Raw genomic sequence first — 20,417 nt, forward strand, 5'->3', positions numbered from 1 at the left:
CGGAGGCACGCGACCTGATACGGGCAGCGGACAAGGCGCTGAGCGAGGCTCTTGCGCTGCTCTACCAACACGCAGCGGGCAGATAAGTGCCGTTTCGGAGGGGCATCAGTAACGCGAACAGTGACGCCCCGTGCCCCCGCCTTCGAAACGCAAAGGAAAACGACGAATTGCCCGCAACACAAGCTTCTGTGGGCGCAAGATGAAGGAAAACGGTGAAATGGCGCGTAATCAGAACACCCCGCCGCTCAGCTACACGCGGATTGAACTGACTAAACCCGAGACGGGTGGCAAACACTACCGCTGGGGCGCTGACAACGAACTGGATAAGGAAACCGTTGGCTGGCTCAGCGCGGGGCGGGCGTTCGTGGACGAGGCCACCGACATGGCGGATTTCGCTACAGTGCTGAACACTGAACTGCGCGCTGGGCGGGACGTGCTGACCTACGGAGTCCCGACAATCGACATGCCCGACGATGGTGTGCCGCTGGTTACCAAGGAACGGCTCACAACCGGCACCATCGCCCGCAGCGAGGACCATTTCGCATGGCCCGAGGGTCCAGCCATCCTCGCTGCCGACTATGACCCACGACCCGACCACGCCGCGCTGAGCCGTGACGATTTGTGGCGACAGGTCGTGACCGCCGTGCCGGGATATGCCGACCACGACGTGTTGTGGGGTTGCTCATCGTCCTCCTATATTTTCGATACTGTTCTCGATTGCGAGGTGGTCGGGCTCAAAGGGCAGCGCCTGTACATGGGCGTTGAGGACGGCACGGACATACCCCGCGCAGCCGAGGTCCTGCTCAAACGCCTCTGGCTGAACGGGTTCGGCTACATCCTCATCTCAGCTAATGGTGCGCAACTCATCCGTGCCACGCTTGACCCGTGCATGTACCAACCCTCACGGCTGGACTACGCCGCCGGGGCCGTGTGTGGCGAGGGATTGGAGCAACGCAGCCCTAACGCCTTCCTGATCAGCGAAGGGCTGGCACTAGCCGATACACGGCGGGTCTTTCCAGACCTGACATCCGATGAAGAGCGTGAGTATACAGAGCGTGTCGCGCGTGAAATATTACGGACACGCGACGACGCACACGCCCAGCGCGAGGTCTGGGCAGACGAACGGCTTGAAGTGGAGGCGCGCACTTCTCTGGGCGTCGCGGCTACGCCACGAGCCATCACCGCGCACGTGACCGATGCCACGCAGCGCGGACGGCGCAAAGAACTGCTGGACATGTTTGAGACGGAACACATGGTCCTTGGGTCCGAGTTCGTGCTGCACCTGGCCGACGGGCAACTCGTGACCGTGGGTGATGTCCTGATGCAACCCAGCGCCTACGAGAAAGCCAAGACCCGCGACCCGCTGGAACCCGATTACCGGGGCGGTGCCATCACCGGCATGATCTTTGCTTATGGCCGACGCCTCACGTCCCACGCACACGGGAAAGTGCGCAAGTACATCCTCGGCACTGACGCGGAGTACCGGGACATATTCGCCCGCCGGTTCGACGCGCTCAGAAAGCTCCCGAGACGCGAACAAGACACCCGCGAGGCGAGAATCTCCCGCATGATGGAGACTAGGTTGAAATGAACAAAAAGGACATCAAACGGCGTCTGGCGGAAATCGCTGAGATGGACTGGCTCGAACATGACGACGCGCTCGACGCGCTACGGGACGACTGCACCGACGCAGGTGTTCGAATGACCAAGAAGAACCTCGAAAAGTCGCTCAAGCGGATGATCAAGCACCGCGACGCAGACGAACGACAGGACGCCGCGCAACAGGCCACGGAACTTTTAAACGCAGAATTCTTCGCGTTAATCATCGGCAGCAAATTCCGCGTTGGTTATTGGGTTGAGCAGCCGATGCGGCTCAAGAAGAACACGACCGGCGACATGAAAATGCGCAAGGTTCTTTCGCTGCTCACCAAGACAGATTTCTTGGCTCTGGTCGAAAACATCACCGTTGCGACGCCCGAAGGGTTGGTGCCTGCCGGTCCACTTTGGATGGCATCACCCGACCGACGCCAGTACAAGGGCAAAGTCATGATGCCCACAGGCGAGGTTCCTGACGGTTTCCTGAACCTGTGGATGGGTTGGGGTGTTGAGCCGAAAGAGGGGCCGTGCGACCTGATCCTCGACCACATCCGCGACGTGATCTGCAATGGCGACGAAGCGCTGAACGAATACACCCTGAATTTCATCGCTGCCAAAATCCAAGACCCGGCCCGTGTAATGGGCGTCATGCCCGCCTTTCTCGGCGGGCAGGGCACGGGTAAAGGCATCATCTTTGACGACCTGTTGGCGCAGCGTATTTTCAACCAACACGCCGTGGTGATCGAAGAAAGCGGCCACCTGCTGGGGAAATTCAATAAGCACCTCATGAGCGCCTGCTACGTGTTCGCAGACGAGTGCTTCTTTGTCGGTGACAAGAAGGCCAACCAGAAAATGAAACGGCGCATCACGGCCAAAACGATGCTGCTTGAGGCCAAGGGGCTCGACGGCGAAACCACCCCCTCATATCTGGGCATCGTCGCCGCCACTAACGAAAGTCACGCCGTCCACGTGGAGCATGATGACCGTCGCGTCGTAGTGGGTCGGACCAGTGATGACCGGAAGCGTGATTATGAATACTTCGAACGCCTGTCCAACCACATTGAAGGCGACGGCGCGGCGCACTTCCTACAAAAGATGCTGAACCGCGACGTGTCGGACTGGAACCCAGAGCGCGACCGCCCCCTCACAGCTGAAACCATCCACCAGAAAGAACAGTCTCTCAAAGGTGTCCACCGATGGTGGATGGAAGCCGTTCACAGCGGAGAATTCCCGGTAGAGGGGTACTTTTTTGAGCACAGAATCGGCGAAAAAACCCCCGATTGGAGGAAGGAACCAGTCCGAATTTCCCGAAAAAAGGTTCGAGAGGCGTACCAAAAGTGGACTTTGAGCAATGTCGGTGAGCGGTACTCAGACCACGGCTTCAAGGCGTTCTGGAACACCTTGGGAGAGATAGCGGACTTTGGAGAGCCGGAAGGTTCGAACAGCGACCAAAAGAGCATTTTTTCGGAATTACAAAAACAAATCAAAAAGTTAAATGCTTTTTTGGGCCTTCCTGACGAGTTTTGAGAGGAAGGAACGGAAGGAATCAATATATATAATCATATAATACCCGAGAGCGCGCTCCCTCCCGAACTGTATGACAGGGAGGTGTATATACATACAGACGCACCGCGCACGTCATAAATATAAAAAATACCCATTCCTTCCTCAGTTTCCTTCCTCTCGGGCCTTTTAACATGAACCGGCACGAGCGCAGGAAGCGCGCCGCACAGGCCCGCAAGTCCGGTGTCGTCACCATTGAGGCGACGCCCCTCATATTCGAATTTCTGGACGGTAATCCCGACGCCGTGGAGGTCGCCACACGGGTGTTCGGTAGCCTCGGCAGAGATATCCATGCCTGTGCGGCCTGTGACATCCGCTGGCACTACGACCTGCAACCTGTTCTCCTAATCCGCATTCGAGAAGGCAAGCGCCGTGACCGGACATATGTCGGGGCAGAATACCACGAGTGTATCCAGCGACATGGCGTAAAGTGCTACTGCGCCGCTGACGTAATGAGAATACGCGCGACGTGGCCTGCGTCATCCAACCCGCGAAACCCAAAACCAACGGCGATCGGGGTGCGCAAAGAGATCGACCTAGTACCAGCATGCAGTGAGGCTTCGTCGTTCGAACGGTAGGCGTCGGGGTGGGTTTTGTCAGGCCAGGCAAAATCCCGAAAATACCCCCCCCCACCCCGACAAAAACACGGGGGCCAGTGGAACTGGGCCTCCCCACATCGCTTCACCCTTCAAAATTTTTTTTCGATTTTTACGTATTGCGTTCTGCCCAAAAATTTTTCGATTTTTCCCGAATACAAAACCTCAGAAAGCGGAAGGCTGATCGCTCAGGGCACAATTGTTGAAGTTCCGACCGTGAATGGCAGCTGCTCTCAAAAGCGGACGCTGGCGGAAATTGGAGCAATGACCGAAACGCGGACGAAGCCGCCGTTGAACCCGCCAGGTTAAGTGTCCGGTTCGGCGAGCAACTCAGTTTTTTCGCCGTTCTCGACTTCCTGCAATTTTCTAAAAGCGGTTGGCGTCATGCCGTTTGCGCGGCGGAAGGCTCGAGCGAAATTGGCGGCATCCGTGAACCCCAGCGCTGTAGCGATATCGGAAACCGACCTACTGGTCGTGACTAGAACCTCTCTTGCGTATTGCTGCCTCACGAAGCTTATCTCGTTGGTAATATTGGTCCCGTTCTCAGCTAGTCGTCGTTTCAGCTTGTGCTGGCTCATCGATGCGAGAGCCGCACATTTTGAAGCGCTAAGGTCAATCTGTTCGATGTGCGCCCGGAGCATTTGCCTAAAAGATTGAACAAACCCGTCGGCAGCCGTGCCGGATTTTTCCTCCGTGGCTAAACTGGATGACGCAGGATCCAGTTTTAGGGACAACCAAGACGACGGAAAGTGAATACTGAACCCCATTCTGTTCCCCTTCATTGGGTGCATCAGGTCGAATTCCGATGGCAGAACCTTGGGGTCGCTTACAGTAACTGTTACTTTCGATGGGTCCAGCCGGTTGCGTAGAGCCCGCCGGAGAACGGCCAAGCCGAGCGCCACCATGAATGCGTCGTTCTGAGCGGGCAGAATTTGGGGTGCAAAAGATCGCGTCTCTCCAAAAACTGCAGTTTGGCCGACTATATTAAGATGTTCTGTGACAGAACTGGCAATCTCGTTGGACCGCGCGATAAAGATCGACAGGAAGTCTCCAACCGTTGTCGCGCGCGCCTCAGCGTCCTCAAGTATCGTCCAACCCTGAACATCGAGTTTGCTTCCAACGCGGGCCCCAAAAAAGGGATCTTCGGCAGACTTGGCGGCGTTCTCGACAAACTGGTGGATGACCATGACGTGAACTGAGAGGTCAGCCTCATAGATTGCACTCTCAGTTAATCCGACGCTCTCGAACACTGGTTCCGGCTCAATGCCGCATTCGCGGAGTTCCATGGCGAAGGGGCGCAAAACGCTCAGTTTTACGAGTGGTAAAGTGTGCTTCATCGATCCAGGGTTCGCTTTGATGTTCAGTTTCATTCTAGCGACGCAGAACAATTAAAAGGGAAAAAAATTGCTCAAAATTGTCCCTATGGGGCAAAATACTGTCCTTCGCGCACCTCGAAGACAGGCGAGAGTTCCGTCACTCGTTATACTGTCTCTCAGTTCAAACGCCCCGAGCGGGGGGGCTGATCCAATGGGAGATGGAAATGAAAATTACTCTACAATCTGTTGCGGGGGTTTTGCTCGCGACAGCAACGGCTACGTCGTCGCTCGCTCAGGAAGAGGCTTCACCGGCACTGGTTCTATTCACGAACTGTGCGGTGTTTGATGGTCTCACCGAAACCTTGATTGAAGGGCAAAATATTCTGATTGAAGGCAATCTGATTTCGGCTGTCGGCGATACGTCGCTTGAGGCAAAAGGGGCAAACCAGATTGACTGCGATGGACGCACTTTGATGCCTGGGCTGATTGATGCGCACACGCACCTCTACATGAACATGCCCGGTGGTGTTGGCGGCATGGAGGGTGGCGCGTGGGACGAAATCGGTCCTCGGGCTGCGCATATGGCCAACGAGTATCTCTACAGCGGGTTTACCAGCGTCCGCGAAATGGGTGGCGGAGGTTCCGGTCTGAAGAAAACTGTTGACGCGGGGCTGGTTGAAGGGCCGCGCATATACCCGAGTGGCGCCTTTGTGTCGCAAACCTCGGGGCATGGTGATTTTCGCAACGCGTCACAGCGAAACCCGAACCTGCCGCCCTATGCCAATGACAGCAGCGCGCAACGGCTCGGCATCACATATGTCGCTGATGGTGTGGATGGCGTCATGACAGCCGTACGGCAGAACCTGTCCCAGGGGGCAACGCAGATCAAGCTGATGGCCGGGGGCGGCGTCGCCTCGATCCTGGATCCGCTGCACACTCTGCAATACCAGCCCGAAGAACTTGACGCAGCAGTACGCGTTGCCGCCGATTGGGACACATATGTCGGCGTTCATGTTTTTTCGGATGAAGGGATCGTGCGGGCCGTCGAGGCCGGCGTAAAAAGCATCGAGCACGGGTTTTTCGCCAGCCCCGAGACGCTGCAGCTCATGAAAGACAATGACGTTTTCCTTGTTTCGCAGATGACCGGTATCTCGCCCTATCTGGAACAAAATCCCGGCCTGCAAACCAAGGCAAATCAGGACAAGCTGGCACTTGCGACCGATCAATCCAAGGACTTCGTCGAGAACGTCAAGGCGATCCGTCCTAAGATGGCCTTTCAGTCCGACGTCGTGTTTGCCACGGGAGAGTTGCTGCGAACCCAGCTGGACTATGAGAAATGGTTCCATGCCCACCTATTTGGAAACCACGCGATGCTTGTTGCGGCAACCTCTTCGGCAGGGGAGCTTCTGGCATACTCGGGAAAAGCCAACCCTTACCTCGAAGGTCCTCTTGGTGTGATTGTCGAAGGCGCTTACGCCGACGTTCTCATTGTCGATGGAAACCCTCTTGAAGACATCAGTGTCATCGGCGGCAACGAGAAATGGTACGACGCCGAACCGCGTCCTCGTGACATCCCGACGATGCGACTGATCATGAAAGATGGCGTGATCTACAAGAATACTCTGAACTGAGTATAGCGCAGGGTGGTGGCCTACCTCGGCCACCCTGCGCGACCTCGCCCCTGTGAATGTTACGGTGAATTGATTTTCAGAGCCTTCTACATGTGCTAAACATCTTTAGCGGACATTCAACCTGTCCCTCTGTAGCCGTCACTTTGGGCTCGGAGCGGTCGTTCGCTACGCAGCGCATCAACAACTGCTGTGCGGACAAAGCGGTCGCTAGACTGTTCTGGGATAAGAAGCTAGATCATCCAAGCTCAACTGCAAAACTACTCAGTATTTCCACGTTTTTTGCAGTTAGTGCGAGATCGATCTCGGGGGTTATTCCAAACACTCAAGAATTGGTTTCAAGCTAAGAAGATGGAAAATATACGGCTTGCTGGCAGCGAACATTAGCGTTTGCCGCCCTACAACTAGTGATGGCGCTTGTCTGCCTTGAACGGGGCTAGGCTCTCTTGGAACTGCTCGATGAACTCAAGCGTCACTAGTGACGGTTGCTTCAAAATCGGACGCACAAGGGAAAGCGTATGTGACAAGAGCGGTTTGAACGGTCGGTAGCTCAATCCGTTGTCTGCATATTGGACGGCGTCCAACTCGCTGACCACGGAAATCCCGACACCTTTTACAGCCAATTCACAAGCCGCCGTGAACTGCCTGACTTCGATGTGGGAATTCAATTTGACGTTGGCGTTTTGAAACGCTTTTGAAAGCTGTCCAAAAAAATCGCTGTCGCGCCGTGTGTGAATAATCTTGGCGTTTGCAAGATCCGTGGGTGTCACCTCGGAGAGTTTTTCCAATTCATGCCCGGTAGGAAACACGCAAACTGTACGGACATCGATGTCTCTGCTTTCGACGGCCGGATGCCCGTTAAAGTTATCTGTGATTCCGAAATCATATTGCTCACCGATCATCCACTCGAGAATGCGTTCCGGTCTGTCAGGTTCGATCGTCATTGTTACACCTGGCCGATCTTCTAAAAACGTGGCAATGACGTTGGGAAGGTGACTGGTGGCGAACCCGGGCAAACATGCGATGCGGATGTGTCCCGCTTTGCGTTGGGTTATGTCTTGGCTAACGTCCGAGATCTGCTTCATCAATTCCAAAACGCGCTCTACGCTGGGTTGCAGATAACGCACCTCCTGCGAAGGAACTAAGCGACCTTCACGGCGATCAAAAAGTTGAAAGCCAAGCGATTTTTCCAGATCAGAAAGCAGTCGGCTGACCGCAGGCTGGCTTATCCCAAGATCCGTAGCTGCAGCGGTGACCGACCCATTTGTGGAAACTGCCATGAGCGCTTCCAATTGGCGGATCCTCAAAGTTTGACTCATACTTTGAACCTGGTTCGTTGTTTCTTAGTCAGTTTATAATGTAATGTTATGTTTTTCTCAAAAATTAAATGCTTGAATTATAAATTTGTAACGTTAACGTCGTGAAATCGTCATGTGTGCTGATTACGCGTTGCAGTTGGCATTCAACGAAGCATCAAAACTGATGCATGGGAGGAATCATGAATAAGCATTTTCTCGGCGCTCTTGCCGTAACCACTGCGTTGTCCCCCGTGGCGGCGATGGCGCAAACTGAAGTTCAGTTCTGGCACGCCTTCACCGGCCGACTGGGTGAGCTTGTTAAAGCGCAGGTCGAAGAGTTCAACGCCAGCCAGGATGAGTTCGTCGTGGTCGAAAGCCACAAAGGCAATTACTCAGAAACTCTGAACGCAGGAATTGCGGCTTTCCGCGCCGGTGAGCAGCCCCACATTCTAATGGTTTTCGAAGTGGGCACTGCAACGATGATGTCGGCCGAAGGTGCGATCAAACCCGTCTATGAAGTGATGGCTGAAAGCGGTGCGCCGTTCGATCCTGACGCATATATTGGCGCTGTCAAAGGGTACTATACTACAACGGACGGAGAAATGCTCTCACTGCCTTTCAACTCGTCCACACCGGTTCTGTGGGTCAATCGTGATGCCTTCGAAGCGGCGGGTGTTGATCCGGACACAGATCTATCGACCTGGGAAAAGGTTGGCGACGTGCTTGAACAGCTGAAGGCTGGCGGTGAGGACTGCCCGCTGGTGACCGCATGGCAAAGCTGGATTCACCTCGAGAACCTGTCCGCCTATCACGACGTTCCGTTCGCATCGCAGGACAACGGTTTTGCCGGTCTGGATACCGAGCTGATGCTGAACGGTCCGGCACAGGTCGCACACCTGACAGCAATGGGGGACTGGGCCAAGGATGGCAAGTTCATCTACACCGGGCGCAGAAACGAAGGTGGCGCAAATTTCCGGGCTGGTGAATGCGCGTTGTTCACCGAAAGCTCGGCTGGTTATGCCGGTATCAGCTCTGAAGCTGAGTTCGAGTTCGACGTGCGCCCGCTACCCTATTGGGAGGCCGTCACCAGCGAGCCTCAGAACACCATTATCGGCGGCGCATCGCTTTGGGTAATGGAAGGCCATGATCCCGAGGAATACAAAGGCGTTGGCGAGTTCCTGAGCTTCCTTTCGTCGTCGGACGTTCAGGCTTCTTGGCACCAGAATACCGGTTATCTTCCAATCACGTCCGAAGCTGGTGAAGCTACTCGTGCTGCAGGTTTCTATGACGAAAACCCAGGCACCGACATCGCGGTGATCCAGATGACTGCGAAGGAACCAACCGCAAACTCGAAAGGTCTGCGTCTTGGATCGTTCGACCAGATTCGCGGCATCATCGACGAAGAGCTTGAGGCCGTCTGGTCCGGTGAAAAGACCGCTCAGGAAGCGATGGACAGCGCAAAAGAGCGCGGTGACGCACTGCTGCGCCGGTTCGAATCCGCCAATCAATAAGTCTTAATTTGATGCGGGCCTGTTAAGGGCCCGCATTTTCTTTTTCGGTGGAATATCAGGATGGAAAAACGCGTCACCTTCCGCGGCTGGCTTTTGCCATTGGCGCTGATTGCCCCTCAGGTCATCATTTCCGCCGTTTTCTTCTTTTACCCCGCAGGCCAGGCTGTTTGGCAATCTCTGTTCATACCTGACCCCTTTGGGCTGTCGTCCCAGTTCGTGGGACTCGGCAACTTTGAATTCCTGCTGAGCGATAAATTCTACCGAGCCTCCTTCGTAACGACGGCAGTGTTTTCAACGCTCGTCACATTCTGCTCGATGATACCGGCGTTGTTTCTGGCGGTCATCGCGGACCGCTTGATCAAAGGATCGGGCGTTTACCGGACGTTGCTGATCTGGCCCTATGCCGTTGCCCCTGCGGTCGCAGGCGTGCTTTGGCTGTTCATGTTCAACACACGCGTTGGCGTCGTCTCGTGGTACCTCGGCCAACTCGGTTATGACTGGAACCATGTCCTTAACGGAACCGAGGCCATGGGGCTGGTTGTTGTCGCCTCGGCCTGGGGGCGCATCAGCTATAACTTCCTGTTTTTCTTCGCGGCATTGCAGTCAGTTCCAAGGTCCGTGATTGAGGCCGCTGCAATCGACGGCGCGCGCTTCTGGCGTCGGTTCTTCACGATCGTGCTGCCGCTGTTGTCTCCGACTGCATTCTTCCTGCTGGTGGTGAATGTCGTCTACGCCTTCTTTGAAACCTTTGGCGTTATCCACACGATCACCGGAGGCGGGCCGCAGCAAGCGACGACTATTCTGGTCTACAAAGTCTTCTCGGACGGGTTCGTTGGGCAGGATCTTGGCTCATCGTCGGCGCAGTCGGTCATTTTGCTTATCGTCGTCGGCCTGTTGACCGTCATCCAATTCAAATACGTGGAAAAAAGGGTGCATTACTGATGGCGGCCCAACAACACGGAATGGTCGAAAAACGCGGGATGGGGATCTGGTTGACCCACGCATTGATGATCCTTGGAGTGCTGATCGTCTTTTTCCCAATCTGGCTGGCATTTGTCGCCTCGACTGTCACTCAGCCAGAGATCGTGTCACCGCCTATGCCGTTGGTGCCGGGTGACCAGTTCTGGGAAAACTACAAGGCCGCGCTGTTTTCCGGTGTGAATGTCCCGGTCGCTACAATGTTGTTCAACAGCCTCGTGATGGCCATTGGTATTGCGGTGGGCAAGATCGTAATCTCACTATTGTCAGCCTTTGCGATTGTCTATTTCCGATTTCCCGGGCGCACGACGTTTTTTTGGCTGATCTTCCTGACCCTTATGCTCCCGGTAGAGGTCCGTATCGTTCCAACCTTTGAAGTTGTTGCCGGCTTCGGTATGCTCAACAGCTATTACGGATTAATCTTCCCACTTATCGCTTCGGCTACGGCGACGTTCCTGTTCCGGCAGTTCTTTCTGACCATCCCAGATGAGCTGGCCGAAGCAGCGCGAGTCGACGGTGCTCGCCCGATGCGGTTCTTCATTGATATCGTTGTACCCATGAGCAGGACCAATATTGCGGCGCTATTCGTAATCCTGTTCATCTATGGCTGGAACCAATACCTTTGGCCGCTGCTTATCACCACCGACCCTGAAATGAACACCATTGTGATGGGCATCAAACAGATGTTCCCGTCCGGCGATGATGTGGCCGAATGGCCGGTCATCATGGCCACATCAATTCTGGCAATGATCCCACCGGTCATCGTGGTGGTGTCGATGCAAAAGCTCTTTGTCCGTGGCCTTGTCGATAGCGAGAAGTAAGAAATGGCAACAGTAACCCTAGAGAACGTCAAAAAGAGCTTTGGCCCAACGGACGTCATCCACGGCATCGATATCGATATTGCTGATGGTGAGTTCATCGTGATCGTTGGGCCTTCGGGCTGCGGCAAGTCCACGCTGTTGCGGATGGTTGCGGGACTTGAAACCGTGACTGATGGCGAAATCCGAATTGGAGAGGAACGAGCCAACGACAAAGAGCCGATGGATCGTGACATCGCGATGGTCTTCCAGAACTATGCGCTCTACCCACATATGTCTGTGCGCCAGAACATGGGATATGGCCTGAAAATCGCCGGGTTGCCGAAGGTCCAGATTGATCAGAAAGTGACCGAGGCCGCCAAGCTGTTGCAGCTGGAACCCTTGCTGGATCGCAAACCCAGACAGTTGTCAGGTGGTCAGCGTCAGAGGGTGGCGATGGGTCGGGCTATTGTCCGCGAGCCAGCAGTTTTCCTGTTTGATGAGCCGCTCTCAAACCTTGATGCCAAGCTGCGGGTCCAGATGCGTCTGGAAATTCGCGAACTCCAAGAAAAGCTGGGGATCACGGCGCTCTATGTGACCCACGATCAGGTCGAGGCCATGACGATGGCCGACAGGATGATCGTGATGAATGGTGGCATTGCCGAGCAGATTGGAACGCCGTTGGAGGTTTACGAAACGCCCAGAACTCTGTTCGCGGCACAGTTCATTGGCAGCCCTGCGATGAATGTGTTTGACGCCTTGCGTGAAAACGGGACGATCAAGATCGGTGAAATTTCAGTCGGCCGATCTGCAGGTCCTGATACCGCGTTGAATCTGGGGATTCGCCCAGAGCATCTGCTGTTGGATGATAATGGTCCGCTGGAAGCAGCGATTCAGATGGCAGAACCGTTAGGGGCCAACACTCTGTTGCACGGTCAACTCGCGGGCGTCGGCGGAGCGATCACGATAAGCCTTCCAGGCGTCCATCCGATCGAAGGCAGGCATCCGAACATGCGGTTTTCGGTCGACCCAGAACACATGCATCTGTTTGACCAATCAACCGGCGAAAGGCTGGACGGCTAATGGCGTTTCCTCAAGTCGAAGCCTTTCGTGGTGGAGAAAACCTGATCCGGGTCGTGGGCCATCGAGGGGCAAGAGGCGTTTTGCCTGAAAACAGCATGATTGGCTTCGACTTCTCGCTGTCCATTGGCGTACCGCTTCTTGAATTCGATGTCGTTCTGACGGCTGATGACGTTCCGGTTATTACCCACAATCATCGTCTGCACGCATCTGGCTTTCGCGACGCCAATGGCCTGTTTCTTTCTGGAGAGGAGCCGAAAGTCTCATCTCTGACTTTCGACCAAATCCAGCAATTCGATATTGGACGGTTAGACGGGCATTCTGACTATGGTCAACGCTTCCCAGATCAGGCGCAACTGGACGGTGTTCGTGTCCCAAGGCTGATAGATTTGCTCGATTTGGTCGCCGAACCAAAATACGGCAATGCCTATCTGATGCTTGAACTGAAGTCGGATCCTGACCTGGCTCACGATGCAGTGTATCGAGAGAACTTTGTTGGGCGAGTTCTCCAAGAGGTTCGCGCCAAAGGTCTATCTATGCGCGCGGTTTTGCACAGTTTTGACTGGAACCTTTTAGAAGAATGCCAGCGACAGGCTCCGGATATGCCGTCTTCTTACCTTACGCAGCTTCCGGAAAACGAGGACGATGTGGGCGAGGATTCCTCGAAAGCGGTTTGCCCAGACCTTCGCGGTCGTCGCGATGAAATTCCAAATTTGGTCAAGCAAACTGGCGGTTCGCTTTGGTGCCCGTACTACGCTGATGCAACAGCTGAAAATGTGGCGCGCGCAAAAGATCTGGGCCTATGTGTTGCCGTTTGGACGGTCAATGAGCACGAAGATATAAGCAGGATGATCGACCTGCGCGTGGATGCAATCGTATCTGACTACCCCGGCCGGGTTCAAAGGCATCTGTCGGATTTAGGCCTGGGATGGCAAATCGAAAACGGGTGAATTCTGCGTCGCTAATTCGTGACGTTTTTTGTGTTTCTGCCAGTCACAATCGGAAAGGATCGATCACATCATCACTTCAACCTGCTGTGGAGGGCGAGAACCATAGTGGATCAGCGTACAAAACAAGTTGCAGCATTGCCTCTGCAATTGTTCGGCGGCCGCCTCAAGGTGCTCCTTATAACGTCACGTGACACAGGGCGCTGGATCATGCCCAAGGGCTGGCCGATGGACGGCGAGCAAGACTGGCGCGCGGCGGAAATTGAAGCGTTGGAGGAGGCTGGGGTAGAAGGTACAATTTCCCGCAAGCCGATCGGTGAGTTTGAGTACGCCAAGGTTTTTAACGACGGAACCAGTGTCCAAGTGAAAGCCACGGTCTACCCTCTCTACGTCGATAAGGTGAAGCGCCGGTGGAAGGAAAGGCACCAAAGAAAAAGGCATTGGTTCTCGCCCAAGAGTGCTGCGAAAGCACTCAAACAGCCAGAGCTGGAAGACTTGCTCCTCGAACTAAAAAGCAATCCTAGAAAGAACAAATCAATCCGCGAGTTGCTACCTTGAGCCGATACCGCGTACTTTATCCAGACTCAGGTCGATAGCTACTTTGCTCTGGAAAACCGACCTAACCCTTTCATTCAGAAATTGCTATCTAGGCTTGAAACCAGCGGAAATCTGATCTCTTGGGACGAGCGCCAAACATCAAAGCCTCAGTTTTCAACGAAGGTTGAATGTCCGCATCGCAACTCGATGAAACCATCTTGAGGTTCGTTCAATTCAAAAACCTCTTCTGAAGGCAAGTTCAAGTAAATCCCTCGAAAGACGCGCAGGGTTAAGCCGTGGCCAACAACTATGACAGCCCCCTCAAAAGACTTGCTGGAATACCAAGAAGAAACCCGGTCATGTACGTCAGCATAAGACTCTCCGCCCGGTGCGGAACAGTTCCAACGGTCAGCGCAACGCGCCTCCCATTCTTGGGGAAATCGTCTTTTGATCTCGTTTTCCGCCAAGCCTTCCCATCGCCCGAAACTGCATTCCATCAAACTGGTTTCATACTCGATGGCTTCCGGGGGGAGGCCAAGTTCCTCGACAACGATGGAAGCCGTCTGTGCCGCTCGACCAAGTGGGCTTGAAAATACCGTCAGAGGGTGACGGCTGCATAGGCGGTGCCTTAGTCTTTTTGCACTCGCCACTGCCTGAGCGACCCCTCGCTTGGTCAAGGGCGAATTCTGCCGACCTTGACGTCGTTTTTGAAAATTCCATTCGGTTTCACCATGGCGAAGCAAGAAAATAGTAGGGTTGAGTTTTTGGTTCAAAACGTATCGAAGCCTTCCTGTACTGAAGCAAACCGAAAAACCTGATTTATCTTCCACGCAGTGCAAGTTTAAACGGAAGCCCCAGAATTCAATAGAAGCTTCGGATTTGTGCGATTAAGTCTAGGGCGTAAAACAACGTGGTCATACAATCTTCGCGTCCAGTGCTTTGTCGCTGCACTTGTTCCGCATTGGGCTCGAAGCAGTCATTCACTCAATCGCGGCGAATGTCTGCTCTGCGGACAAAGCGGACCTTACGGGGATGTCTTAACTAACGCACGTGACCTAAAGGCTGGTGGAACGGGTTGGTCGGCTTGGTAAGCTCTGGAGCGGCAAGCTACGTCACCCTTTGAATTGCAAGAACTTTCTACAATAGCTCGTGTTCTCTAAAACCAAGCTTCTACGGTTGATTTTTTGACTCAACTCTTTGACTCAGTCATTCTTCTCCAGGGGGGGGAACGCGATATGAATGGCGCTGACCAGAAAAGCCAAGCAGACAGGTACGAAGAAGGTATAGCGCTTCTGGATGTGGGTGTCGGCATATTCGATGACGCACTCCGACTGGTTTACTGCAACCCCGCATTTCGCGAGATGCGACGCTACCCACAAGAGCTCTGCCGCCGTGGTGTTAGTCTAGAAGATTTGCTGCATTTCAACGCCGAACGCGGAGATTTTGGCGCGGGCAAAACTGATCGGCTAGTGGCCGATCGAATGAATGAGATTGGTGCCTCTGGTGAGCGCGCGCTCGAGCATGAGATGGCAGACGGGCAGATTCTAGCGATCAGCTATCGCAGAACGGCCTCTGGAGGAACGATGGTCACCTATCAGGACCGCACCGCCGAACGAAAAGCAGAAAGAGCATTGCGAGAAAGTGAGGAGCGCTACGCGCTTGTTTCAGACGCTGCGGAAGAGGCAATCTACGATTGGCACATTACCGACGACCAGTTTTATGCGTCCCCACGACTTGAGACTTTCCTAGGGCTTGAGACCGGTCCTAAGGGAGAGAGAACGTGGGTATGGCAAGACATTATTCATCCCGACGATTTGCCCTCTTACTTGTCAGCGTTGGAGGCGCATATATCCGGTAAGAAGAAACGATGGGAATGTGAGTACCGACTCAAAGTAGCCAGCGGAAAGTGGCGCTGGGTATCGGATCACGGCACCTCGATTCGCGATACTAACGGCTACGCGACGCGTATGGTGGCCGCAATTCGGGACATTACACCCAAGATTGAACGGGATGCAGCCCTTGCCGCAAGTGAGGAAAGATACCAGTTGGTCACTCAAGCTACCAGCGATGGAATTTATGATTGGGACGTGACCAATGATGTTCTGTTTGTCTCTGCTGACCTGAACGATCTACTCAGTTTGGACGAGGCCAATTCGTCTTCGACACGATGGGCCGAGCAGATCCATCCGGATGATTACGACGCTTATGTCAAGGCAATCGTTAACCATTTCAAGGGCGGGACTGATGCCGTTGAATGTGACTACCGGCAGAGGGCGCGTGATGGCGGTTACCGTTGGGTTCACGACCGAGGCGTTGGTGTGCGAAACGCCGAAGGCCGGGTCGTTCGGCTTGTCGGTGCCGTGCGCGACATAACTGAAATCCGGGATGCACGGGAACGAATTGTCCGAATTGAAGGTCGGCTACTCGGAGCAATTGAAACGATCGCCGATGGTTTGCTTTTGGTGGGACCTGAAAATCGCGTCGAGTTATTCAACGACCGCTACGTCCAGATCTTCAGCGACGCCGCTGGCGGCGCCGATTTGAGCAACCTAATTTATGAGGGCCGCGAATTCTTCGACATGATCCGCAACGGCTATGAGCTTGGGATGTTTACCGAACATCCAGACGGCGTTGACGGTTGGATCGCTGCCCGCCGCGTCGCTTGGGAGAAGCCAAAGGCGAACTGGGAACTAGAGTTGGGCAACGGTGTGTGGATCATGCTCAACGAACGTCGCCTGCCTGATGGTGGCCGCATCATGGTTTACAACGACATAACCGAATTCAAACGCAGGGAGGCAGATGCGCAGGCCGCACGGCAGCGGTTTGAAGACGCAATTGAAGCGATTTCGTCTGGTTTTGCATTGTGGGATGCCGAGGATCGGCTAGTTGTATGTAATGAGCGCTACCGCACCTACATGAGCGAACTCGCCGACAAGGTCGTACCCGGCGTGAAATTCGAAGAGATCATCGGTGCCGGCATCAAGCGCGGCCTATTTCCACTTTCCGAAGGAGAAGTAGAAGGGTATCTTGAGAGAATTGCCGAAAAACGCAAGAAAGCCTCGGGCGAACCACGCGAACAGCTAGTCGCCGGGTACTGGCTGCAGATTACGGATCACCGCACTTCGGATGGTGGCATCGTCTCGATCTATACCGACATTACCGAACTGAAGACCAAACAGCTGGAGATCGAACAACAATCAGCGATCCTCGAGTTAACAATGGAGAACATGGGCCAGGGGATTACGCTGGTAGATAAAGAGCTGCGCACAATTGCGTTGAATTCGAAATTCCTCGACCTCATGGAGTTTCCTCGCGAACGCTTTCGCCCCGGATTCACAATGGAAGAGGCATTTCGGTTCAATGCTGAACGAGGGGAATATGGGCCGGGCGACATTGATACCCAAGTGCGCGAGCGGGTGGAACTGGCCGCAAAATTCTTACCGCACAAATTTGAGCGTATTCGTCCTGATGGTACGGTGATTGAGATTATCGGCAACCCTATCCAAGGTGGCGGCCTAGTTGCAACCTACACTGACATTACGGACCGCAAACTGGCTGACGAAGCACTGAAAGCGGCACTGGCAGAATTTAACGCGGTCATCGATCACGTCGACTATGGAATTCTGTTCATGGGACCGGATTTACGTGCGCGTATAATAAATCGGGCATTTGCGCGAATTTGGAACATCGATCAGAAATTCATCGACCAGCGCCCAACTATGCAGGAGCTGATAGAGTACAACAAGGGCACAGGAGTCTATGATGTCGCGCCGAAGGACTGGGATGACTGGCTGTCCATGCGGGTCGAGGCAATACGGGCAGGAAACATGACACCGGGCGAGTTGTGTCGGGCTGATGGCATGACTTTGAGTTTCCAATGCGTGGACCTGCCGGATGGCGGTCGCATGCTGACCTATTTCGATATCACCGAACTAAAACGGCGTGAAGCGGAGATTTCCAACGCGCGTGATGCGGCTGAACAAGCCCTCAACGATCTGCGGCAAGCCCAAGAACGGCTCATCCAGTCCGAGAAGATGGCCAGCCTAGGCCAACTTACTGCCGGCATTGCCCACGAGATCAAGAACCCGCTGAATTTCGTCAACAACTTTGCCAAATTGTCTGGCGAGTTGTTGGAAGAATTACACGAGATATTAGAAGACCCGATCGCGGCTCTGGAGGAAGAGGATCGCGAGGAAGCTAAGGACCTATGGCAGACAGTACGCGGCAACTTAGGCAAGATAAACCAACACGGTCAACGTGCTGACAGCATCGTTAAAAACATGCTTCTGCATTCCCGTGAGGGGCCAAGCGAGTTGCAACGTGTTGCACTAAACCCGATCGCAGAAGAAGCGCTGAACCTTGCCTATCACGGTGCTCGGGCGGAGGACTCCAGTTTCAATGTCGAAATACGAGCCGACATTGATCCCGACGTTGACCAAATCGATTGCTATCCGCAGGATTTGATGCGTGTTTTTCTTAATCTCATCAGCAACGGCATGTATGCGGCCAACAAACGTAAAGACGCGGAAGAAGGTGACTTTTCACCGACGATCTGGCTGTCGACGCGAGCCAATGGTGACCGCGTCAACGTCACTATTCGCGATAATGGTACGGGCATTCCAGAAGAAATGAGGGAGAAAATTTTTCTACCGTTTTACACCACAAAACCCGCGGGTGAAGGCACAGGGCTCGGCCTTTCGTTGAGCTATGATACCATCGTCAAGCAGCATGGTGGAACTTTGACTGTGGACAGTAAGCCAGGGGATCACACAATTTTTGTCGTTTCGGTCCCGGTCCATTCTCAGGGGGACCTAGCATGACAGGACAAATTCTGATGGTAGATGACGAACCCGACGCACAGGACCTGATTCGACAGAATTTTCGGCGGGAGATACGAAAAGGAGTCTACAGTTTTGGGTTTGCCGGGTCTGGCGAGTCCGCCTTGGACGCAATAAGTCATTCGAAAGAAGAAGTAATGTTGGTGCTTTCGGACATCAACATGCCCGGCATGTCAGGAATCGAGCTTTTGCAGGAACTGCGCGCTCGCTGGCCTGAATTACCGGTTATGATGATCACCGCCTATGGTGATGCAGCGACCGAGGCGAAAGTCCGGGAACTGGGAGCGGAACAGTTCCTGACCAAGCCCGTCGATTTTGTTGAACTGAAAGAGCGGCTCTCACGATTTGTCGGAGATGCGACGTGACGCCGCCACGCATTCTTGTTGTCGATGACGAGCCCGACCTTGAAGCGTTGATTTCGCAAAAGTTTCGGCGTCGCGTACGCAAAGGGGAACTGGATCTATTGTTTGCTCATGACGGCAAACACGCCCTCGAAGTTCTCGAAGAGAACCCTAAAATAGATATCGTCCTTTCCGACATAAACATGCCCAGGATGGATGGCCTCACTTTGCTTGAGCGGTTGAGCGAGATGGAAACTGATCTGCAAACTGTTATGGTTTCGGCCTACGGCGACATGAACAATATCCGCGCGGCTATGAACCGCGGGGCTTTCGATTTCGTGACCAAACCGATCGAGTTCGATGATCTCGACCGGACCATTGCCAAGACGCTGGAACACCTTGAGTTGCTCCGCCAATTGCGCACGGCCCGTGATAATGCCGAGCAAGCGAGATTGACGCTGTCACGGTATTTCTCTCCTACGGTGGTTGAGACGTTGTCGCGTGATCCAGAGGCAATAGAGGCCAAGGGCGAGCGCCGCGTAGCAACCTTTCTATTTACTGATCTGGCCGATTTCACTCAGCTGGTAGAAAGCTCGGATTCCGACCTGATCGTCGAAATTCTCAACGAATACCTAGATGGCATGACCCGAACAATCTTTTCGCACGGCGGAACAGTCATGAAAATCATAGGCGACGCCATCCAAGTAATATTCGGTGCGCCAGTTGACGACCCGGAACATGCCGCGCACGCGGTGGCCTGCGCCTTGGCGCTCGACGAATTTGCCCAAGGTTTTCAGAAGAAACTACTGGATCGCGGCATCGCGTTGGGAGACACGCGCATAGGTGTGAACAGCGGCGGTGCGATCATTGGCAATTTCGGCGGCAAGAGCTATTTCGACTATACAGCGTATGGCGATGCTGTGAACACTGCGGCAAGGCTGGAACAGGCTAACAAGACGATAGGGACGCGCATCTGCACTTCGGAAAGTGTTGCCAAGGGGATCGACAACTTCTCTGGCCGCCCAATTGGAAGACTCTTGCTGAAAGGCAAAACGCAAGCGGTGACCTGCTATGAACCCTTGTCAGAGGCGCTTGTCGACAGCGATCAAGTGAGAGATTACAAGGCGGCGTATGAGCTGCTAGAGGCGAGTGACCCCAAAGCGCGCCAATCCTTTGCGGCGCTTTTGGTCGAGTGCGAAGACGACCCCTTGATCTTGTTTCACCTTGGTCGATTGCTGGCCGGTGAAACTGGTGCAGACATTGTAGCAGTGGGTTGATCGCCAGACCTGTCCCAACGTCATTACCGCTAAACAACCATGATAAGGCTGCCCAACACTCGCCGCGAGCCGGTCGACCCCGACCCAACAATAACAATAGGGTTGCCTATATCG

General features: G+C 54.2%; 16 protein-coding genes. 13 read left to right on the forward strand and 3 right to left on the reverse strand.

What is annotated here, in order from left to right:
* The first annotated feature begins 217 nt into the window (after positions 1-217).
* The 3 genes from ABWV79_RS03130 to ABWV79_RS03140 all read left to right on the forward strand — a co-directional run bounded on the left by ABWV79_RS03130 (position 218) and on the right by ABWV79_RS03140 (position 3,737).
* The gene (locus ABWV79_RS03130; protein WP_353390377.1) at positions 218-1,591 is read left to right on the forward strand and encodes a hypothetical protein; all 1,374 of its coding nucleotides are present in this window, start codon (positions 218-220) and stop codon (positions 1,589-1,591) included.
* Complete coding sequence (locus tag ABWV79_RS03135) at positions 1,588-3,123, forward strand: primase-helicase family protein (protein ID WP_353390378.1); 1,536 nt, start codon at positions 1,588-1,590, stop codon at positions 3,121-3,123. The genes ABWV79_RS03130 and ABWV79_RS03135 overlap by 4 nt, the downstream gene beginning before the upstream one ends.
* A gap of 170 nt (positions 3,124-3,293) precedes the next feature.
* Positions 3,294-3,737, forward strand: a complete 444-nt coding sequence (locus ABWV79_RS03140; protein ID WP_353390379.1) for a hypothetical protein — start codon at positions 3,294-3,296, stop codon at positions 3,735-3,737.
* Between the two features lie 323 nt (positions 3,738-4,060).
* Here the strand turns inward: ABWV79_RS03140 and ABWV79_RS03145 are convergent, their stop codons facing one another.
* The gene (locus ABWV79_RS03145) at positions 4,061-5,125 is read right to left on the reverse strand and encodes a helix-turn-helix domain-containing protein (RefSeq protein WP_353390380.1); all 1,065 of its coding nucleotides are present in this window, start codon (positions 5,123-5,125) and stop codon (positions 4,061-4,063) included.
* 170 nt (positions 5,126-5,295) lie between these two features.
* Between ABWV79_RS03145 and ABWV79_RS03150 the strand changes: the two genes are divergently transcribed.
* Positions 5,296-6,702, forward strand: a complete 1,407-nt coding sequence (locus tag ABWV79_RS03150; protein ID WP_271950340.1) for a metal-dependent hydrolase family protein — start codon at positions 5,296-5,298, stop codon at positions 6,700-6,702.
* Positions 6,703-7,103: 401 nt separating this feature from the next.
* Here ABWV79_RS03150 and ABWV79_RS03155 read toward each other — a convergent pair whose 3' ends face one another.
* Positions 7,104-8,018, reverse strand: a complete 915-nt coding sequence (locus tag ABWV79_RS03155) for a LysR substrate-binding domain-containing protein (protein ID WP_171123598.1) — start codon at positions 8,016-8,018, stop codon at positions 7,104-7,106.
* Positions 8,019-8,197: 179 nt separating this feature from the next.
* Between ABWV79_RS03155 and ugpB the strand changes: the two genes are divergently transcribed.
* The 6 genes from ugpB (at position 8,198) to ABWV79_RS03185 (ending at position 13,868) form a co-directional block, all read left to right on the forward strand.
* Positions 8,198-9,508, forward strand: coding sequence for a sn-glycerol-3-phosphate ABC transporter substrate-binding protein UgpB (gene ugpB, locus ABWV79_RS03160; protein ID WP_171123596.1), 1,311 nt, complete (start codon positions 8,198-8,200; stop codon positions 9,506-9,508).
* A gap of 60 nt (positions 9,509-9,568) precedes the next feature.
* Entirely contained in the window at positions 9,569-10,450 is an 882-nt protein-coding gene (gene ugpA, locus ABWV79_RS03165) for a sn-glycerol-3-phosphate ABC transporter permease UgpA (protein WP_353390381.1), read from the forward strand.
* Between the two features lie 20 nt (positions 10,451-10,470).
* Positions 10,471-11,307 (forward strand): sn-glycerol-3-phosphate ABC transporter permease UgpE, encoded by an 837-nt coding sequence (gene ugpE, locus ABWV79_RS03170; protein ID WP_171123913.1) that lies wholly within the window; start codon positions 10,471-10,473, stop codon positions 11,305-11,307.
* A 3-nt stretch (positions 11,308-11,310) separates the two neighbouring features.
* A complete protein-coding gene (gene ugpC / locus ABWV79_RS03175) occupies positions 11,311-12,366 on the forward strand; it encodes a sn-glycerol-3-phosphate ABC transporter ATP-binding protein UgpC (RefSeq protein WP_171125965.1) in 1,056 nt (351 codons plus the stop codon).
* On the forward strand, positions 12,366-13,313 hold the full coding sequence (locus ABWV79_RS03180; RefSeq protein ID WP_171123591.1) for a glycerophosphodiester phosphodiesterase family protein: 948 nt from the start codon (positions 12,366-12,368) through the stop codon (positions 13,311-13,313). The genes ugpC and ABWV79_RS03180 overlap by 1 nt, the downstream gene beginning before the upstream one ends.
* A gap of 105 nt (positions 13,314-13,418) precedes the next feature.
* Positions 13,419-13,868, forward strand: a complete 450-nt coding sequence (locus ABWV79_RS03185; RefSeq protein WP_353390382.1) for an NUDIX hydrolase — start codon at positions 13,419-13,421, stop codon at positions 13,866-13,868.
* A gap of 146 nt (positions 13,869-14,014) precedes the next feature.
* On the opposite strand, the gene ABWV79_RS03190 is transcribed toward ABWV79_RS03185, so the two are convergent.
* Positions 14,015-14,620, reverse strand: coding sequence for a histidine phosphatase family protein (locus ABWV79_RS03190; protein WP_353390383.1), 606 nt, complete (start codon positions 14,618-14,620; stop codon positions 14,015-14,017).
* Positions 14,621-15,082: 462 nt separating this feature from the next.
* Here ABWV79_RS03190 and ABWV79_RS03195 point away from each other — a divergent pair, with 462 nt between their 5' ends.
* Genes ABWV79_RS03195 through ABWV79_RS03205 form a run of 3 tightly spaced genes read left to right on the forward strand, consistent with a single transcriptional unit; the run spans position 15,083 to position 20,303 of the window.
* Entirely contained in the window at positions 15,083-18,667 is a 3,585-nt protein-coding gene (locus ABWV79_RS03195; RefSeq protein ID WP_353390384.1) for a PAS-domain containing protein, read from the forward strand.
* Positions 18,664-19,050: a response regulator gene (locus ABWV79_RS03200; protein WP_170385089.1), complete on the forward strand. Its 387-nt coding sequence runs from the start codon at positions 18,664-18,666 to the stop codon at positions 19,048-19,050. Before ABWV79_RS03195 ends, ABWV79_RS03200 begins: the two co-directional genes overlap by 4 nt.
* Complete coding sequence (locus ABWV79_RS03205; RefSeq protein ID WP_353390385.1) at positions 19,047-20,303, forward strand: adenylate/guanylate cyclase domain-containing protein; 1,257 nt, start codon at positions 19,047-19,049, stop codon at positions 20,301-20,303. Before ABWV79_RS03200 ends, ABWV79_RS03205 begins: the two co-directional genes overlap by 4 nt.
* The last annotated feature ends 114 nt before the right edge of the window (positions 20,304-20,417 follow it).

The sequence above is a fragment of the Ruegeria sp. HU-ET01832 genome (genome assembly GCF_040371315.1).
Classification (GTDB): Bacteria; Pseudomonadota; Alphaproteobacteria; order Rhodobacterales; family Rhodobacteraceae; genus Ruegeria; species Ruegeria lacuscaerulensis_A.

What these genes read in the sequence shown, in the direction of transcription:
- ABWV79_RS03130 (WP_353390377.1), top strand. Translation starts at nt 218, where the DNA reads ATGGCGCGTAATCAGAACACCCCGCCGCTCAGCTACACGCGGATTGAA.
- ABWV79_RS03135 (WP_353390378.1), top strand. Translation starts at nt 1,588, where the DNA reads ATGAACAAAAAGGACATCAAACGGCGTCTGGCGGAAATCGCTGAGATG.
- ABWV79_RS03140 (WP_353390379.1), top strand. Translation starts at nt 3,294, where the DNA reads ATGAACCGGCACGAGCGCAGGAAGCGCGCCGCACAGGCCCGCAAGTCC.
- ABWV79_RS03145 (WP_353390380.1), bottom strand. Translation starts at nt 5,125, where the DNA reads ATGAAACTGAACATCAAAGCGAACCCTGGATCGATGAAGCACACTTTA.
- ABWV79_RS03150 (WP_271950340.1), top strand. Translation starts at nt 5,296, where the DNA reads ATGAAAATTACTCTACAATCTGTTGCGGGGGTTTTGCTCGCGACAGCA.
- ABWV79_RS03155 (WP_171123598.1), bottom strand. Translation starts at nt 8,018, where the DNA reads ATGAGTCAAACTTTGAGGATCCGCCAATTGGAAGCGCTCATGGCAGTT.
- ugpB (WP_171123596.1), top strand. Translation starts at nt 8,198, where the DNA reads ATGAATAAGCATTTTCTCGGCGCTCTTGCCGTAACCACTGCGTTGTCC.
- ugpA (WP_353390381.1), top strand. Translation starts at nt 9,569, where the DNA reads ATGGAAAAACGCGTCACCTTCCGCGGCTGGCTTTTGCCATTGGCGCTG.
- ugpE (WP_171123913.1), top strand. Translation starts at nt 10,471, where the DNA reads ATGGTCGAAAAACGCGGGATGGGGATCTGGTTGACCCACGCATTGATG.
- ugpC (WP_171125965.1), top strand. Translation starts at nt 11,311, where the DNA reads ATGGCAACAGTAACCCTAGAGAACGTCAAAAAGAGCTTTGGCCCAACG.
- ABWV79_RS03180 (WP_171123591.1), top strand. Translation starts at nt 12,366, where the DNA reads ATGGCGTTTCCTCAAGTCGAAGCCTTTCGTGGTGGAGAAAACCTGATC.
- ABWV79_RS03195 (WP_353390384.1), top strand. Translation starts at nt 15,083, where the DNA reads ATGAATGGCGCTGACCAGAAAAGCCAAGCAGACAGGTACGAAGAAGGT.
- ABWV79_RS03200 (WP_170385089.1), top strand. Translation starts at nt 18,664, where the DNA reads ATGACAGGACAAATTCTGATGGTAGATGACGAACCCGACGCACAGGAC.